This window comes from Cellulosimicrobium sp. I38E, assembly GCF_001647255.1.
Taxonomy (GTDB): Bacteria; Actinomycetota; Actinomycetes; order Actinomycetales; family Cellulomonadaceae; genus Cellulosimicrobium; species Cellulosimicrobium cellulans_E.
On sequence record NZ_LUAZ01000017.1, the window covers coordinates 197,881 to 212,977 of the forward strand.

Genomic DNA, 15,097 nt, shown 5'->3' on the forward strand with positions numbered 1-15,097 from the left:
TCAGGCGGCGAGGTCCTGGCCGCTCATGCGGTGGATCGACGCCATGACCTCGTCCGTGAGCTCGCGCCGCGCCTGCGCGGGCTTGGTGCCGGCCGTGATCTGACGCTGGGGGTCGATGGGCTTGCCGAAGTGCACCTCGACGCGGTGCAGGCGCGGGATCCGCTTGCCGATGGGCTGGACCTTGTCCGTGCCGCGCACCGCGACGGGGACCACCGGGGCGTGCCCGGCGAGCGCGAGCCACGCCACGCCCGTGCGGCCCGCGTGCAGCTTGCCGTCGCGCGAGCGCGTGCCCTCGGGGTAGATGCCGAACGCGCCGCCGCGCTGGAGCACCTCGAGGGCGTCCTCGAGCGAACGCTGGCCGGCGCGCGGGTCGTCGCGCTGGACGGGGATCATGCCGATCGTCGTGAAGAACCAGCGCGACAGGCGGCCCTTGAGACCGCGGCCCGTGAAGTACTCGGCCTTGGCGAGGAACGTGACGTGCCGCGGCGCGACGATCGGGATGAGGATCGAGTCGATGAACGACAGGTGGTTGCTCGCGAGGATGACCGCCCCGTTGCGCGGGATGTTGTTGCGTCCGGTCACCTGTGGCCGCAGCAGCACGTAGGCGAGCAGCGACAGGATGAGCCTCAGGACGCGATAGGTCATTCGTTCATTGTGCACTCTCGTCGGCGCACGTCCGTGCACGCGGCGTTCGTCCCCGGTGTCCCCGCAGGTCGTCCGGCGTCACCTCCGGTTCACGCGTCCCGGCGCGTCTCCGCCGACGCGACGCGGCGCGCACGGCCGCCGCGCGTGACCGCGTAGAGCGCCAGGATGACGACCACCAGACCGGCCGTGGACACGAGCTGGGCCCGCGCGGCGTCATCGGTCAGCATGAGGACCGCGAGCGCCGCGAGCCCGGCGAGCACGGCCCACGTGAGCCACGGGAAGCCCCACATCCGCAGCGTCATGGGCTCGCCCGACGCGCGTGCGCCCGCCTCGATCCGGCGGCGCAGCCGGAGCTGCGACACCGCCACGAGCACCCACACGACGAGCAGCGCCGCGCCCACGGCGTTGAGGAGGATGCCGAGCAGCGCCTCGGGCAGGAGCCAGTTGAGCCCGACCGCGACGAGCGCGAAGAACACCGACACGAGCACCGAGACCCACGGCACGTCACGGCGCGACACCCGCCGCAGCGCCCGCGGCCCGTCGCCGCGCCCGGCGAGGGAGTACGCCATGCGGGACGTGCCGTAGACGTTCGCGTTGAAGGCGGACAGCAGCGCGATCACCACGACGACCTCCATGACGCGCGCCGCCCCCTGGAGCCCGGCGAGGTCGAGCACCGCGACGAACGGGCTCTCCGCGAGCAGCGGCGAGTCCCACGGCAGCACGAGCACCATGATCGCGACCGAGCCCAGGTAGAAGACGAGGATCCGCCACACGATGCTGCGGGTCGCGCGCGCGACGGCCGTGCGCGGCTCGCGCGCCTCCGCCGCCGCGATCGTGACGATCTCGATGCCGCCGAACGCGAAGACGACGACGAGCAGCCCCGCGGCGATCCCGCCCCAGCCCTCGGGCGCGAAGCCCCCGTGGCCCAGGAGGTTCGACGTGCCGACGGGGTCGGTCCCGGGCAGCAGCCCGAGGACCAGCAGGACGCCGACGACGAGGAACCCGACGATCGCCGCGACCTTGACGAACGCGAACCAGAACTCGAGCTCGCCGAACTGCCGCACGCCCCACAGGTTGATCACCGCGAAGACGACGACCACGACGAGCGCGACGCCCCACTGCGGCACGTCCGGGTACCAGCCGGTGACGATGCGCGCCGCGCCGGTGATCTCCGCGCCGAGAACCATCACGAGCATGAACCAGTAGAGCCAACCCAGCAGGAACCCGGCCCACGGCCCGAGCGCCTCCTCCGCGTACACGGAGAACGACCCGCTCGCGGGCCGCGCGCTCGCCATCTCGGCGAGCATCCGCATGACGAGGATGACGACGACGCCCGCGATCGCGTAGGACACGAGCACGGCGGGGCCGGCGGTCGCGATCCCGACGCCCGACCCGAGGAACAGGCCCGCGCCGATCGCGGAGCCGAGCCCCATCATCGTCAGGTGCCGCGTGCGCAGCCCGGTGCCCAGGTGGTCGGCGGAGGTCGCGGACCCGGTGGGGCCGTCGGACGCCCGCGGTCGCTCCGAGGGAGACGGGTGCCCGGTCGGTGCCGTGGGTTCGGGCATGGGGGTGCTCATGGTGCGGTCCTGCGGTCGGGTCCCGGTCGCCGTGCTCGACGCCGACCCACGACGCTACACGGCCCGTCGCCGCCTACCGCGCGCAGGCCCGTCCGGGGACGCTCCGGCCCAGGATGCTCCGCCCCGGGCACGACGGCGCCCCGCACCCGGCGCGAGGGGGTCGCTCGGGTGCGGGGCGGCGTCGGGCACGACGCTGTGCCGGCGCCTACGGGGTCGCGGTCCGCGGGAGCGGTGCGACGGCGTGGTGCCGCGGTGCGCTGCTCTCGCCGCCGGTCGCCCCGGCGGGCGGTGCGGGCTGCGGCGTGGCGTCGGTGCTGCCGTCGGCCGGTCGGCCGTCGCGGTCCTGGCCGTCGCCCGGGGCGGCCGGGGTCACCGGCTCGGGAGGCGTCGCGTCGCCGGCCACGGGGCGTCGGGTCGAGCCGTTGATGACGCCGTCGTCCTCGAGGTCGTCGAGGTCGTCCTCGTCCACGGAGCTCGCACCGTGCTCCGCGCCTGCGGCGAACACGGACGGGTCGGGCGGGTTGCCGAGCTTGACGTGGTTGAACAGCAGGTTGAGCAGGATCGCCATGACCGCGGCGGAGCTGATGCCCGAGTGGAAGATGATGCCGAACCACGTGGGGAACTGGTCGTAGAAGTCGGGCTTGGCGATGGGGATCATGCCGAACGAGATCGACGCCGCCACGATGATGAGGTTCATCGGCCGGGAGTAGTCGACCTTCGCGAGCGTACGGATGCCCGACGCGGCGACCGAGCCGAACAGCACGACTCCCGCACCGCCGAGGACCGGTGTCGGCACCGCGGCCACCACGCGACCCAGGACCGGCAGCAGGCCGAGGACCACGAGGATCGCGCCGCCCGCCGCCACGACGAACCGCGACTTCACGCCCGTGATGGCCACGAGCCCGACGTTCTGCGCGAACGCCGACTGCGTGAACGAGCCGAAGAACGGCGAGACGACGGACGACGCCATGTCGGCGCGCAGGCCGTTCGCGATGCGCTTGCGGTCCACCTTGGTGCCGACGATCTCGCCCACGGCGATGATGTCCGCCGTCGTCTCGGTGAGGGTCACGAGGATGACGATGAGCATCGAGATGATCGCGGCGATCTCGAACGTCGGTGCGCCGAAGCCGAGGAACGACGGGAACGCGGCGACCGGACCGTCGCCCACGCCCGAGAAGTCCGCCTTGCCGAGCGCGAGGGCGATGAGGGTGCCGACGACGATCGCGATGAGGATGGACAGGCGCGAGATGGTGCCGCTGCCCACCTTCGACAGCAGGATGACGATCGCGAACGTCAGCGCGGCGAGGCCGATGTTGCTCACCGAGCCGTAGTCGGGCGCGCTCGCGTTGCCGCCCATCGCCCAGTTCGCCGCGACGGGCATGAGCGTCAGCCCGATCGTCGTGATGACGACGCCCGTGACGACCGGCGGGAAGAACCGGATGATCTGTGCGAAGAACGGCGTGATGAGCAGGCCGACCGCGGACGCGACGAGCACCGCGCCCAGCACTCCGGGGATCCCTCCCCCGCCGTTGACGATCGCGACCATCGTCGACACGCCCGCGAACGACACGCCCTGCACGAGCGGGAGCTGCGACCCGAAGAACGGGATGCCGAGCGTCTGGAGGATCGTCGCGAGGCCGCCCATGAAGAGGGACGCCGCGACGAGCGTCCCGATCTCGGCCCCGGTCAGCCCGGCGGCGCCGCCCACGATGAGCGGCGGGGCGATGATGCCGCCGTACATCGTGAGCACGTGCTGGAACCCGTACCCGAACGTCGACCCGATGGGCAGCCGCTCGTCCTCGGGGCGTACCGGACGACGTTCGGCGCCGTCCGTGGCCCTCGTGGCTCGCGCGTTCATAGCGGACCTCCTCGTCAGCTATCGTTCCGCTTGGCGGAAAACTACTTCCACTATTCGAACGCCAAGTGTGACGTGTGTCAAGTCCCTCCCGGCAACTCGTGCGTGGCCTGCGGTGACGTCTCTCCGTCGCCGACCGCGTCAAAGCGCTGGCACTCGCCCGCCCGGTCTCCCTACCCTCCAGCCGTGACCACCACGCTCCGCCCCTTCCGGCCCACCGACCTCGACGCCGTCGCCGACCTGTCCCTGCGCGCGTGGGAGGACGCCTTCGCCTCGTGGCGCGACATCCTCGGCGAGCGCCTCTACGGGCTCGCCTACCCCGACTGGCGGCGCAGCCAGGAGGCGGAGGTCCGCGGCGCGTGCGAGAAGCACCCCGCGACGACGGTCGTCGCGGAGCGGGCCGGCCGGGTCGTCGGGTTCGCCACCGCGGTGATCGGCGAGCCTCCTGCCGAGGGGGCCCGCGCCGGCGACCTCGAGATCATCGCCGTCGACCCTGACGTGCAGGGCGAGGGCGTCGGGAGGCTCCTCGTGGACGCCGCGCTGCAGCTCCTGCGCGACGCCGGGTGCGCGTACGCCAACGTCTGGACCGGCGGCGACCCGGGACACGACGCCGCACGCGCCCTGTACGAGTCGAGCGGCTTCACCGCCCTCCCCGTCGTCCACTACTACCGCGAGCTCTGAGCGCGGCGGGGACGCCCCGGTCGGTGGCCGGGCCGTCCCCGCCGGCGCACGTCAGCCCGCGACGAGGCGGCGGGCCGCGGCCGAGTGCTCGGCGACCAGGGCGGCGAGGTCGAGGCCCGGGATCGCCCCGTCGACCACGCGCCACTCGCCGCCGACCATGACGCGGTCCGCGCGGTCGGCCCCGCACAGCAGGAGCGCCGCGACCGGGTCGTGCGAGCCGGAGAAGCGCAGCTCGTCGAGGCGCCACAGCGCGAGGTCCGCCTGCTTGCCGACGGCGAGCACGCCGACGTCGTCCCGGCCCAGCACGCGCGCCGACCCGCGCGTGCCCCAGCCGAGCGCACGGGTCACGGGGATGTCGGCGCCGTACCTGAGGCGCTGGAGGTAGAGCGCCTGGCGCGCCTCGAGGATCATCGTCGAGGCGTCGTTCGACGCCGAGCCGTCGACCCCGAGCCCGACGGGCGCGCCCGCGTCCTCGAGCTCCACGGCCCGCGCGATCCCGGACGCGAGGCGCATGTTCGACGTCGGGCAGTGCGCGACGCCGGTGCCCGCGGCCCCGAGGCGGCGCACCTCCTCGTCGTCGAAGTGGATGCCGTGACCGAGCCACGCGCGGTCCGTGAGCCAGCCGACCGACTCGAGGTAGTCGACCGTGCGCATCCCGAAGCGCTCGCGGCAGAAGTCCTCCTCGTCGATCGTCTCGGCGAGGTGCGTGTGCAGGCGGACGTCGAGATCCTCCGCGAGCGCCGCGCTCTCACGCATCGCGTCGGTCGTCACCGAGAACGGCGAGCACGGCGCGAGCGCGATCTGGACCTGCGCCCCGGCGCCGCGCTCGTGATAGCGCTCCACGAGGCGCTGCGAGTCGGCGAGGATCACGTCCAGGCTCTGCACGACCGACTGCGGCGGCAGGCCGCCGTCGTCCTGGCCGAGCGTCATGGACCCGCGCGTGAGGGTCGCGCGCATCCCGAGCCGCTGGACCGCCGCGACCTGGAGGTCGATCGCGTCGTCGAGACCGGCCGGGAAGACGTAGTGGTGGTCGGCCGCCGTCGTGCAGCCGGAGAGCAGCAGCTCGGCGAGCGCGACCGTCGTCGCGAGCTCGTGGTCGCGCGGGGTCAGGCGCGCCCACACCGGGTAGAGGCGCTGGAGCCAGGGGAAGAGCGGGGCGTCGGCGACCGGCCCCCAGGCGCGCGTGAGCGTCTGGTAGAAGTGGTGGTGCGTGTTGATCAGCCCGGGCGTGAGCACGTGCTGGGACGCGTCGAACGTCGCGTCGACCGGGGCGGACGGCCGCGCGCCCGCCGCGACGACCTCGGTGATCACCCCGTCCTCGACGACGATGCCGCCGCGCGCGTCGGGCGCGTCCGGGGAGTCGTCCGCGGTGAAGACGCCGAGCGGGTCACGGACCCAGGTGCGGGTGCTGGTCATGGTGCCTCCTGGTGGCTCGTGCTCACCGAGGCGCGGCTCCGGCGCCACGGTGCGCCGGCTCAGTGGTCCTGTCTGCCGATCCAGGTGCCGCGGGAACCGCGGCTGGGCCGACCGTAGGCCGGGCCGTGACGGACCGTCAACCCCGGCGGACGACGACGCGGACCTCCGCCGCGCGCGACCTGCGGCGCTGCGGGATCCTGGGACCCGCCGCCCGCCGACACCCGGAGACCCGACCGTGAACGTCTACGCCCCGCTCGTCCCGGTGTTCGTCGTCGCGCTGCTCGCGCCGCTGCTCGCGGGCCTCATGCCGGTGCGGTCGCGCGTCCCGCAGGTCGTCGTGCTGCTGCTCGGCGGCATCCTCATCGGTCCGGCCGCGCTCGACCTCGCGACGCCCGACGACGTCACGCTCCTCTCCGACCTCGGCATGGGCTTCCTGTTCCTCCTCGCCGGGTACGAGCTCGAGCCGAGCCTGCTGCGCGAGCGCGTGGGGCGACGCGCCGGCGCGGCGTGGCTGACGTCGCTCGTCGTCGGGGCGCTGCTCGTCCTCGTGGTCGTGGGTCACGACTCGCCGCACGCCGTCGCGGCGGGGGCGATCGCGCTCACGACGACGGCGCTCGGCGTGGTGCTCCCGATCCTGCGCGACGGCGGTCAGCTCGGCTCGCGCCTCGGCCGCGCGGTGCTGGTGGTCGGGGCGGTCGGCGAGCTCGGTCCGATCGTCGCGATGGCCGTGCTGCTCGGGACGCGCGAGAGCGGGGTCGCGGCGATCCTGCTCGTCCTGTTCGCCGTCGTCGCCGTGGCGCTCTCCGCGCTCCCGGGCCGGTTGGGGCGCATCAAGGCGCTCGGCGGCGACCGCCTCTTCAGTGCCGCGGAGCACGGGACGGGCCAGAGCACTCTGCGCCTCACGGTGCTGCTGCTCGTCACGCTGCTCGCGCTCGCCGCGGGGCTCGGGTTCGACGCGGTGCTGGGCGCGTTCGTCGGCGGCATGGTGCTGCGACGCTGGGCGCCGGGCGACGTCGAGGCGCTGGAGAAGAAGCTCGACGCCGTCGCGTGGGGCGTGTTCGTGCCCGTGTTCTTCGTCAGCTCCGGCATGGGCCTGGACATCGACTCCATCGTCGCGTCGCCGCTGCTGCCACTGACGTTCTTCGTGCTCATGGTGGTCGTGCGGGGCGGGCCGGTGCTCCTGTGGTTCCGGCGCGAGCTGCCGTCCGTCGAGCGCGTCCAGACCGCGCTCTACGCGGCCACGGCGCTGCCGCTGCTCGTCGCGCTCACGGAGATCGCGGTCGAGCAGGGGGCGATGACGTCGCGCGTCGGCGCGGCGCTCGTCGGTGCGGGCGTGCTGTCCGTGATCGTGCTCCCCATGGTCGCGAGCCGGCTGGGCCCACGCCCCGCGGAGGCCGGCGAGTCCGCGCCCCCGCCGACGGAGGAACGCGCCGGCGGATGACTCGCCGGGCGAGCGATGCGTCCGTGCGCGAGAGATGCGTCCGGGGACGCAGCGCTCGGACACGGACGCATCGCTCGGCTGCGGACGGGTCAGAAGGTCCACTGCTGGTTGGTCGACCCGTGGCAGTCCCAGATCACGAACCGCTGGCCCTCGTAGAGCGGGTTGCCGCCCTCGGCGTCCAGGCACCTGCCCGACTGCGGGTTGCGCAGCGTCTTCGACCCCGCGTCGTAGGCCCATCTCTGCGCGTTCGTGCCGTTGCACGTCCAGAGCTGGACCACCGTCCCGTTGGCGGTGCCGCTGCCGCTCACGTCGAGGCACTTGCCGAGCGCCCTGATCGTCCCGTCGCTCCCCCGCGTCCACGACTGGGCGACGTTGCCGTTGCACGGGACGATCTGCACGCGGTTGCCGTCGTGCGTCTGGCCCCACGGGACGTCGAGGCAGTACCCGTTCGCGATCCGGATGGTCCCGGTCCCGGTCGGGAGGCTGCCGCCGGGGTTCGGCGGGTTCGAGGTTCCTGAGCCGTTGTCGTAGACCCGGACGTAGTCCACCTTCATCTGCTGGGGGAACTGGGTCGTGCCGTCGGGGTACCCGGGCCACTGCCCGCCGACGGCGACGTTGAGGATGAGGAAGAACGGCTGGTCGAACACCCACGCGTTCGCGCCGATGCTCGCGCGCGTCACGCGGTGGAACTGCTGGCCGTCCACGAACCACGTGATCTCGCCGGGCTTCCAGTCCACGGCGAAGGTGTGGAAGTCGTCGGCGAACGACCAGCCCTGCGGGTGCTGGTACATGCCCGTGATGCCGGCGCCGCCGGAGTACCCCGGCCCGTGCACCGTGCCGTGCACGCGGTGCGGCTCGAAGCCGACGTTCTCCATGACGTCGATCTCGCCCGACGTCGGCCAGCCCACCCCCGGGAGGTTGCCGCCGAGCATCCAGAACGCGGGCCAGATGCCCTGGCCGCGCGGGATCTGGATGCGCGCCTCGACGCGCCCGTACTGCGGCTGGTACTTCCCCTGGGTCGTCAGGCGCGCGGACGTGTACGACCCGTCCGTCTCACGGCGCGCGGTGATGACGAGGTGGCCCTGGCCGTCGAGCGCCGAGTTCGCGCGGGAGGTCGTGTAGTTCTGGAGCTCGGCGTTGCCCCAGCCCCCGGCACCGGTCTCGTGGTTCCAGCGAGCGGAGCTCGGGGCCGAGCCGGCGGCGCCGTCGAACTCGTCCGACCAGACGATGTCGCCCGGCGCGGCCGCGGCCGACGTCGCCGGGACGGTCACGGCGAGCGCCGCCGCGGCGGCGGTGAGCGCAGCGACGACGGCGCTCGTGGCCCGGCGGCGCGTGCGGGAGGCGGTGCGGTCCCGGGTCCTGGGTGGGTCGCCAAGCGGGGTGGTGGGCAGGGAGCGCTGACGTGCGAGGTCCATCGATCCTCCAGTCCGGCGGCGGTGCCGCCTGCGTCTCGCCACGGTGCGCGACGTGCTCTCGGCGCGACTCTGCACCGGGCGGGGGCCGTTCCTCGGCCCTCCGTCCGCGAACCTACGGTGGCGGGACGACACCGAGCAAGCGCTCTCTCGGCGTGTCGTGGGATCGCTCCCACATCGCCGGCGAACCGACAGCGGGACGGGGACGGCGCCGACGGCGCCCGGCGCGCGAGCCTGCCCGGGTCAGGCCGTCGCCGGGACCGCCGCGTCGAGGATCGCCTCCGCCGCGCGGCGGGCCTGGCGGGCGACGTCGACGTCCTGCGTGATGGCCGCCGTCGTCTGTGCGCCCTCGGCGAGCAGCACGACCTGGAGCGCGACGTCGTCGGGCAGCCCCGCCTCGCGCACGACACCGCGCGCGTACCGCTGGAACGACTCCTTGTGCTCGCGCACGGCCGCTGCGACGGCGGGCGAGGTCGCACCGAGCTCGCCGAACGAGTTGATGAACGCGCACCCGCGGAACCCGTCCTCGCGGAACCACGCGTCGAGGAAGTCGAACACGGCGAGCAGCCGGCCGCGGGGCGTGGTCGCTCCGGCCGCGGCGCGCGCGATCCCCGCGTCCCACTGCTCGGTGCGGTGCCGCAGCACGGCGACGACGAGGTCGTCCTTGGACGGGAAGAGCGAGTAGATGCGCTTGAGCGACACCCCGGCCTCGGTGCGGACCGCGTCCATCCCCACGGACTGGACGCCCCGCGCGTAGAACAGCCGGTCGGCGGCGGCCACGACCGCCGCGCGTGCGCTCGCGTCGTCGAGCATCGTCATCTCCTGTTCACGTCGCACCACTTGCGGTGAGAACCATCGTTCTCTAGTGTAGCGACCAACGGGGAGAACGACCGTTCTCCCCCTCCGCGAAGGGAGCACGACCATGGGGTACATCACCGTCGGCCAGGAGAACTCCACCGACATCGAGCTCTACTACGAGGACCAGGGCGCCGGGCAGCCGGTCGTCCTCATCCACGGCTACCCCCTCGACGGGCACAGCTGGGAGCTCCAGAAGCGCGAGCTCCTGGACGCCGGCTACCGCGTGATCACCTACGACCGCCGCGGGTTCGGCGCATCGAGCAAGGTCGGCAGCGGGTACGACTACGACACGTTCGCGGCCGACCTGAACACCGTCCTCGAGACGCTCGACCTGCGCGACGTGATCCTCGTCGGGTTCTCCATGGGCACGGGCGAGCTCGCCCGCTACGTCCACAACCACGGGCACGAGCGCGTCGCCAAGCTCGCGTTCCTCGCGTCGCTCGAGCCGTTCCTCGTCCAGCGCGACGACAACCCGGAGGGCGTCCCCCAGTCCGTGTTCGACGGGATCGTCGAGGCGGCCCGCGCCGACCGGTACGCCTGGTACACCGACTTCTACAAGAACTTCTACAACCTCGACGAGAACCTCGGGAAGCGCATCAGCGAGGACACCGTGCGCGCGAGCTGGATCACCGCGATCGGGTCCGCCCCCGTCGCCGCGTACGCCGTCGTGCCCACGTGGATCGAGGACTTCCGGTCCGACGTCGAGGCGGTCCGCGCGGCCGGCAAGCCGACGCTCATCCTCCACGGCACGAAGGACAACATCCTCCCGATCGACGCCACCGGGCGCCGCTTCCGCGAGCTCGTCCCGGACGCCGAGTACGTCGAGGTCGAGGGCGCGCCCCACGGCCTCCTCGTGACGCACGCGGCCGAGGTCAACGAGGCGCTGCTCGCCTTCGTCGGGCGCTGACCCGCGCCTGACGTCCAGGCCCGGACGTCAGGCCTCGACACCGAGGCCCGGGCGCCGGGAGACCGGCGCCCGGGCCTTCGTCCGGCGCAGCCTCAGGCGACCGACACGCGGTAGTCGTCGGCGTCGTCGTCCCAGGCGAGGTCGACGGCGCCCGCGGCCTGCGCCGCCTTGCAGAACTGCAGGAAGCCGCGGTACCCGAGCGCCTTCTCGCTGAAGTCGGGGCGCTTCTTGCGGATCGCGTTCTTCAGCCCGGACAGGACCGTCGAGCCGCCCTCCTCGCGGACCACGTCGCGCACGAGCGCGAACGCCTGGTCCGTGTCGCCCTGCGCGGGCAGCGACACCTCCGGGTCGCCCGTCGCGGGTCCCGGCGCGAGCTCCACGAAGCTCCGGTCGGCGAGGAACCTCAGGAACTCGCCGAAGTTGCGGAACCCGTAGTCGGCCTCGCTGAACGTCGGGTCCTTGCGCAGGAGCGTGCGCTTGAGCACTGACGCGGTGACGGGTCCGCTCGTCGAGGCCTCGAGGTCGGCGAGCGTCTGCGCGACGCGCACCTCCATGGGGACGTCCTCGCCCGTCGGCGCGTCGTCGTCGGCCTCGGGGGCGGACGCGGCGAGCGCGGGCTCGTCGGCGGGCTGCTCGACGGGCGTCGTCTCGCCGTCGACCTCGGCGTTCTCGGTCACGACGGGCTCGCCCCGCCGGGACGAGCGCCCGACGGCCTCGCCGAGCTCCGCGAGCGCCGCCGCGGCCGGGGTCTCGACCTCCGGCTCGGCGATCTCGGTCGCCTTGCGCCGCCCGGACGTGCGCCCGCCGGAACGCTTCGCCTTGGCCCCGCCCGACGCCGTCGCGCCGGACGTGCGCGAGCCGCGGACCGAGCGGGGCTCCGGCTCGTCCGGGACGTCGACGCCCTCGAGCCGGTCGTAGAAGAGGAACTCGTCGCACGCGGGCGGCAGGAGGCGGGACGTCGACTTCTCGACGCCCACGCCGATGACGCGCTTGTTGAGCTCGCGCAGCTTGTGGACGAGCGGGGAGAAGTCGCTGTCCCCCGTGCACATGACGAACGTCGAGATGTAGTCGCGCTCGAACGCCATCTCGATCGCGTCGACGACCATCTTGATGTCGGCCGCGTTCTTGCGCGACGCCCCCATGCGCTGGGGCATCTCGATGAGCTCGACCTGGTGCCGCGTGAGCGAGCGCCGGTCCTCGTCGAAGTACGACCAGTCCGCGTACGCGCGCCGCACGACGACGCGCCCGCGCACGGCGAGCGCGTCGGCGATCGGGCCGAAGTCGAACGTCATGCCGCCCAGGTGCTCGCGCGCCCCGAGCGCGAGGTTCTCGTAGTCGATGAAGACGGCCAGGCGCTCCTCGGTGTCCATGCCCGCCAGCCTAGGTGCTGCCCGCCGCGCCGCCCCGCCGAACAGCAGGGAGAGCCCGCGTCGATGAGTCCCGCGCTCGGTGCCGGTCGTCCTCGGTGGCGGCCCGACGGCGGCCGCCGCACCGAGCCGAGGGAGCAGCCATGACCGACCCCGTCACGACGAGCCACGTCCTCACCGCCCGAGGAGACACCGTCACCTACGACCTCCGCGGCGAGGGCCCCGGCCTCGTGTTCGTCGCCGGCGCGGGCCCGTTCCGTGCGATCGACCCGATCACCACCGAGACGGCCGAGCGCGTCTCCGCGCAGGGCGTGACGACGGTCGTCCACGACCGCCTCGGGCGCGGCGAGAGCCCGGCCGACGGCGTGCTGGACCTCGAGCGCGAGCTGGCCGCCGTCGCGGCGGCGATCGCCGTGGCGGACGGCGGGTCGGGCCGAGGTGCCGTGCTGTGCGGGCACTCGTCGGGCTGCACCATCGCCCTCGCCGCCGCGCACGCGGGGCTGCCCGTCACCGGCCTCGTGCTGTGGGAGGCGCCGCTCGGCGACGACGCGGCCGCGACGAAGGAGTGGATCGACGAGTTCGAGCGCAGGCTCGACGCCGAGGACTACGTCGGCGCGACCGAGCAGTACATGAAGGACATGCCGCCCGAGTGGCTCGACGGGATGCGCCGCTCCCCCGACTTCGAGCAGCTCGCGCGCGGCTCCCGCAGCCAGCGCGCCGACGGCGAGTCCCTCGTCTGGGCGACGACGGCGCTCGAGGACGGCACGCTCGCGACCGTGGACGTGCCGGTGCTCGCGACCTACGGGACGGCCACGTTCCCCGAGATGCCCGTCTCCGCGTGGAAGGTCGTCGCGGCGGTCCCGCACGGCGAGGTCCGCGAGGTCGAAGGCGCCTTCCACTCGTGGGATCCGGCGGCGATGGCCGACGTGCTGGTGCGCTTCGTCCGCGAGGTGGACCGACACTGACCCGGGCCGTATGTACGTTCGTACATACGGTGTGTACGATCGTCCGCATGCCGTCTCCCACCCTCGCGCGCCCGGCGCCGGACGTCCGGCGGGCGCGGGTCGCCGTCGCCGCGCTGTTCCTCACGAACGGCGCGCTGTTCGCGAACCTCGTGCCGCGCTACCCCGAGATCAAGGCCGGGCTCGACCTGGGCAACGCCACGTACGGGCTCGCCGTCGCCGCGTTCCCGGCAGGGGCCATCACGGCGGGGCTCGCCGCGGCGGCGCTCGTGCGCCGGTTCGGGTCGGCGCGCGTCGCGGTCGCCGGCACCGTGCTCACGGCGACCGGGCTGCTGCTCGCGGGCCTCGCGCCCGCCCTGCCGCTGCTCGTCGTCGCGCTGTTCGCGGCGGGAGCGATGGACGCGTTCACCGACGTCGCGCAGAACGCCCACGGCCTGCGCGTGCAGCGCCGCTACGGCCGCTCGATCATCAACGGCTTCCATGCGCTGTGGTCGGTCGGCGCCGTGGTCGGCGGCGGCATGGCCGCCGCCGCGATCGCCCTCGACCTCCCGCTCGGCGTGCACCTCGCGATCACGGGCAGCCTGTTCGCGGTCGTCGCGCTCGTCGCGCTGCGCTGGTGCCTCCCGGGGCTCGACGGCGAGGCGTCCGACGCCGCCGCGACGGAGGCCGAGGCGAGCGCCTCGCCCGGCGCCCCCGCCGGCACAGCCCTCTCGGGGGCCGGCGCCGCAGCGCTGGCGCGCACCTCCCGCGCCCGCACGGCCGCCGTCCTCGCCGCGCTCGTCCTGGTGGCCGTCGCGGGGACCCTCGTCGAGGACGCGGGCAGCACGTGGGCGGCGGTCTACCTCTCCGGCTCGCTCGGTGCCCCGGCGACGATCGCCGCGGCGGGGTTCGTCGCGCTCGTCGGCGCGCAGTTCGTCGGGCGCCTCGTGGGCGACCGCCTCGTCGACCGGTTCGGGCAGCGCGCCGTCGCCCGGACCGGCGGCGCGCTCGTGCTGCTCGGTACCGGGCTCGCGCTCGCGTTCCCGTCCGTCCCGGGCACGATCGCCGGTTTCGCCGCGGCCGGGTTCGGCGTCGCGACCCTCGTCCCGGCCGCGATGCAACAGGCCGACGAGCTCCCGGGCCTGCGCGCGGGGACCGGCCTCACCCTCGTCTCGTGGCTCATGCGGCTCGGGTTCCTCCTGTCCCCGCCGATCGTCGGGCTCGTCGCCGACGCCACGAGCCTGCGCACCGGGCTGCTCGTCCTGCCGCTCGCGGGCCTCGTCGTCGTGCTCCTGGCCGGCGTCCTCGCCCCGCGCCGGCCCCCGGGTCGGCCGGACGCCGCCAACCGGCATGATGACCCCGACCGTCGCACGACCCCCGCGCCCGAGGAGGCCACCACCGCATGACCACCGACTACTTCGCCGGCGACGACCGCACGAGCTACGAGCGCATGGCCGCGGGCGACCTGTACGTCGCCGACGACCCGGAGATCGCGCGCGGCGTCCAGCGCGGCCTGCGCCTCGTCGACGCGTTCCACCGCGCCGTCCTCGACGGCGACGGCGACGACACGCGCGCCCGCGAGATCCTCGCCGACCTGCTCGGGTCGCTCGGCGAGGGGTCGTGGGTCAAGCCGCCCCTCGCGGTGGACTTCGGCAGCAACGTGCACCTCGGCGACCGGACGTTCGTGAACTCCGGGCTCACCGCGCTCGACGTCGCGGCGATCACGATCGGCGACGACTGCCTCATCGGGCCGAACGTCCAGCTCCTCACCCCGACCCACCCCGTCGACCCGCAGCCCCGGCGCGACAAGCTCGAGGCGGCGGAGCCCATCACGCTCGGCGACAACGTGTGGCTCGGCGGCGGCGTGATCGTGTGCCCGGGCGTGACGATCGGCGACAACACCGTGGTGGGCGCGGGCTCCGTCGTGACGCGCGACCTGCCTGCGAACGTCGTCGCGGTGGGCAACCCGGCCCGGGTGATCCGCGAGAACATCTGAC

13 protein-coding genes are annotated in these 15,097 nt (G+C 73.8%); 6 read left to right on the top strand and 7 right to left on the bottom strand.

The window, feature by feature from the left end; translation table 11 throughout:
- The 3 genes from A0J59_RS06130 to A0J59_RS06140 all read right to left on the bottom strand — a co-directional run bounded on the left by A0J59_RS06130 (position 1) and on the right by A0J59_RS06140 (position 4,080).
- Complete coding sequence (locus A0J59_RS06130) at positions 1-645, bottom strand: 1-acyl-sn-glycerol-3-phosphate acyltransferase (RefSeq protein ID WP_047230993.1); 645 nt, start codon at positions 643-645, stop codon at positions 1-3.
- Positions 646-734: 89 nt separating this feature from the next.
- Positions 735-2,222, bottom strand: coding sequence for an amino acid permease (locus A0J59_RS06135; protein ID WP_082140837.1), 1,488 nt, complete (start codon positions 2,220-2,222; stop codon positions 735-737).
- Positions 2,223-2,427: 205 nt separating this feature from the next.
- A complete protein-coding gene (locus A0J59_RS06140; RefSeq protein WP_255365035.1) occupies positions 2,428-4,080 on the bottom strand; it encodes a nucleobase:cation symporter-2 family protein in 1,653 nt (550 codons plus the stop codon).
- Positions 4,081-4,263: 183 nt separating this feature from the next.
- Between A0J59_RS06140 and A0J59_RS06145 the strand changes: the two genes are divergently transcribed.
- Positions 4,264-4,758, top strand: coding sequence for a GNAT family N-acetyltransferase (locus A0J59_RS06145; protein ID WP_047230992.1), 495 nt, complete (start codon positions 4,264-4,266; stop codon positions 4,756-4,758).
- A gap of 51 nt (positions 4,759-4,809) precedes the next feature.
- Here A0J59_RS06145 and A0J59_RS06150 read toward each other — a convergent pair whose 3' ends face one another.
- Positions 4,810-6,174, bottom strand: coding sequence for an 8-oxoguanine deaminase (locus tag A0J59_RS06150; RefSeq protein ID WP_047230991.1), 1,365 nt, complete (start codon positions 6,172-6,174; stop codon positions 4,810-4,812).
- A 235-nt stretch (positions 6,175-6,409) separates the two neighbouring features.
- On the opposite strand from A0J59_RS06150, the gene A0J59_RS06155 reads away from it, so the two are divergent.
- On the top strand, positions 6,410-7,615 hold the full coding sequence (locus A0J59_RS06155; protein ID WP_064315547.1) for a cation:proton antiporter: 1,206 nt from the start codon (positions 6,410-6,412) through the stop codon (positions 7,613-7,615).
- Positions 7,616-7,704: 89 nt separating this feature from the next.
- Here the strand turns inward: A0J59_RS06155 and A0J59_RS06160 are convergent, their stop codons facing one another.
- A complete protein-coding gene (locus A0J59_RS06160; protein WP_082918781.1) occupies positions 7,705-9,030 on the bottom strand; it encodes a glycoside hydrolase family 16 protein in 1,326 nt (441 codons plus the stop codon).
- 240 nt (positions 9,031-9,270) lie between these two features.
- Positions 9,271-9,846, bottom strand: a complete 576-nt coding sequence (locus tag A0J59_RS06165) for a TetR/AcrR family transcriptional regulator (RefSeq protein ID WP_064315548.1) — start codon at positions 9,844-9,846, stop codon at positions 9,271-9,273.
- Between the two features lie 103 nt (positions 9,847-9,949).
- Here A0J59_RS06165 and A0J59_RS06170 point away from each other — a divergent pair, with 103 nt between their 5' ends.
- Positions 9,950-10,792: an alpha/beta fold hydrolase gene (locus tag A0J59_RS06170; protein ID WP_053370449.1), complete on the top strand. Its 843-nt coding sequence runs from the start codon at positions 9,950-9,952 to the stop codon at positions 10,790-10,792.
- A 92-nt stretch (positions 10,793-10,884) separates the two neighbouring features.
- On the opposite strand, the gene A0J59_RS06175 is transcribed toward A0J59_RS06170, so the two are convergent.
- Complete coding sequence (locus A0J59_RS06175; protein ID WP_064315549.1) at positions 10,885-12,162, bottom strand: NYN domain-containing protein; 1,278 nt, start codon at positions 12,160-12,162, stop codon at positions 10,885-10,887.
- A gap of 140 nt (positions 12,163-12,302) precedes the next feature.
- Between A0J59_RS06175 and A0J59_RS06180 the strand changes: the two genes are divergently transcribed.
- Genes A0J59_RS06180 through A0J59_RS06190 form a run of 3 tightly spaced genes read left to right on the top strand, consistent with a single transcriptional unit; the run spans position 12,303 to position 15,096 of the window.
- Positions 12,303-13,124, top strand: coding sequence for an alpha/beta fold hydrolase (locus A0J59_RS06180; protein ID WP_064315550.1), 822 nt, complete (start codon positions 12,303-12,305; stop codon positions 13,122-13,124).
- Between the two features lie 47 nt (positions 13,125-13,171).
- Positions 13,172-14,506, top strand: coding sequence for an MFS transporter (locus tag A0J59_RS06185; RefSeq protein ID WP_082918782.1), 1,335 nt, complete (start codon positions 13,172-13,174; stop codon positions 14,504-14,506).
- Complete coding sequence (locus tag A0J59_RS06190) at positions 14,503-15,096, top strand: sugar O-acetyltransferase (protein WP_053370446.1); 594 nt, start codon at positions 14,503-14,505, stop codon at positions 15,094-15,096. The genes A0J59_RS06185 and A0J59_RS06190 overlap by 4 nt, the downstream gene beginning before the upstream one ends.
- Position 15,097: the final 1 nt, after the last annotated feature.